The sequence below is a fragment of the Actinocrinis sp. genome, from assembly GCF_035946395.1.
In the GTDB taxonomy this organism is placed as follows: domain Bacteria; phylum Actinomycetota; class Actinomycetes; order Streptomycetales; family Catenulisporaceae; genus Actinocrinis.
In genome coordinates, this window is the sequence record NZ_DASYZI010000378.1 from 1 (window position 1) to 2,025 (window position 2,025).

Genomic DNA, 2,025 nt, shown 5'->3' on the forward strand with positions numbered 1-2,025 from the left:
AAACAACGGATCGTGAAACGGGCGCTGTCCAAGTACAACGCCCGAGGCCCGGCCATCGATCGAACCACCTACAAGAGCACATTCAGCATCACCGTGCTGGCCAGCCCCGATTGACACAGCCGACCAGCACCTAACTGAACGGCATTGCCATTAACCCATGAGCGTTGCAACCACCCCCTGAACCCAAGACGCCTCCGGCGGGCCGGACTCCGAGTGCGGCGGCGCGGTGATCTTGAGTGTACGTGTGTGCTTGCGTGGAGAGATTCGGTTCCCTTGTCTGCCGAGGCGTGTGCTTGCGCTGCCGGGCGGCTGCCCCATTATCAAGGTGCTACTTCCTTGATAATGGGGCTGGCGGCTGACACCCTCCGGGACAGCTGGGCAGACGAGGGAACCGAATCTCGGGGGAGACGTGCGGCAAGGCCGCTGGCCCGAAACGCCGGTGATCACGTTCCGGGCCAGGTCACTTGCCCAAAGGAGACACCTACGCAGGTACCCTGCCTGGTGCCGTTCGCCTGGTACGACCTGTCCGACGACCCGGAGGCGCATGCGCTGGCCCGGGATCTGAACCTGCCCAACCCGGCGCCGACCACGGTGCTCTTCGACGATGGACGCGCGCTCTACGACCCGACGATCGCCGAACTCGCCTCAGCCCTCGGCCTGACCCAGGAGGCCTCCCGCGACCGCTACGACCTGGTGGTGGTCGGCGGCGGCCCGGCGGGGCTGGGCGCGGCGGTGAACGGGGCCGCCGAGGGGATGTCGGTGGTCGTGGTCGAGGACGACTGTCCCGGCGGGCAGGCCGGGGTGACCACGCGCGTGGACAACTACCTCGGCTTCCCGGCGGGCCTGAGCGGCGCGGACTTCGCGCACCGGGCGCTGGCGCAGGCCAAGCGGCTCGGCGTCGAGTGGTGCAGCGCGAAGGTCGCCACCACGCTGCTGCCGCGGCTCGGCGCGCACCGGGTCGTGCTGGACGGCGGCCAAGCGGTGGTCGGCCGTGCGGTGCTGATCGCGACCGGGATGACCTGGCGCAGGCTGGACGCGCCCGGCGCGGCGGAGCTGGTCAACGCAGGGGTCTACTACGGCGCGTCGGCCGCCGACGCGAAGGAAGCCGCGGGCGAGGACGTCGTCGTGGCCGGCTCCGGCGACGCCGCGGCGGTCGCGGTGCTCCGGTTCGCCGAGCACGCCCGCTCGGTGACCATGGTGGTGGCCGAGCCGAGCCTGAGCACGGCGGCGCTGTCCGACCGGTTCGCGCAGGCGGTCGCGAAACACCCGCGGGTCACCGTCCGCTGCGGATCGCAGGTCGGCGAGGTGCGCGGCTACGGCAGGCTGGAGAAAGTGGTGCTGCTGGACGCCGCGACCGGCGGCACGGACCCGGTGCCGGCCAGCGCGCTGTACGTCCTGATCGGGATGGTCCCGTTCTCCGACTGGGTGCGCGACATCGTGGCGTGCGACGAGTTCGGCTTCGTGCTCACCGACGGCGAGATGATCCTGCGCCCGGAACTGATGCCGGCCGCCTGGCCGCTGGACCGCCCCCCGCTGCTCACCGAGACCTCGGTGCCCGGCGTCTTCGCGGCCGGCGACGTGCGCGCGGGCACGGTCAAGCGGATCAGTTCGGCGATCGGCCAGGGCGCCGTGGCGGTGGCTGCGGTCAGCCACTACCTCGACACGCTCGCCGACGTCGACGAGGACTCGGAGAGCTGAGAACGCTTGTCGGCGGCCGATCGGCCGCCGACAGAGCGATGCCGTCAGAGCCCGAGCGCTTCGAGATCCGCGCCGACGACCGAGGAGTCACCCTCCACTGCGACGACGAGTTCGGCTGGATGCAGCGCCGCACGCACGGCCGCGTTGACTTCGTCCAGCGTCACCTCCAGCAGCCGCGCGTGCTCGACGGTGACGTAGTCCTCGGGCAGGCCGTGCCGGACCATCTCGACCAGCCGGGAGCCGACCGCGCCCGCGGTCTGTAGGCCGATCGGCGTGGCACCGGCCAGGTACGCGCGGGTCTTGTCGAGTTCGGCCTCGGTCGCGCCG

1 protein-coding gene and 1 pseudogene are annotated in these 2,025 nt (G+C 71.0%); one reads left to right on the forward strand and one right to left on the reverse strand.

What is annotated here, in order from left to right; genetic code table 11:
- Positions 1–501: 501 nt before the first annotated feature.
- Complete coding sequence (locus VGS97_RS23590) at positions 502–1,698, forward strand: NAD(P)/FAD-dependent oxidoreductase (RefSeq protein WP_326855820.1); 1,197 nt, start codon at positions 502–504, stop codon at positions 1,696–1,698.
- A gap of 44 nt (positions 1,699–1,742) precedes the next feature.
- Here the strand turns inward: VGS97_RS23590 and VGS97_RS23595 are convergent.
- Positions 1,743–2,025: pseudogene (locus VGS97_RS23595) on the reverse strand (insulinase family protein); the annotation flags it as partial.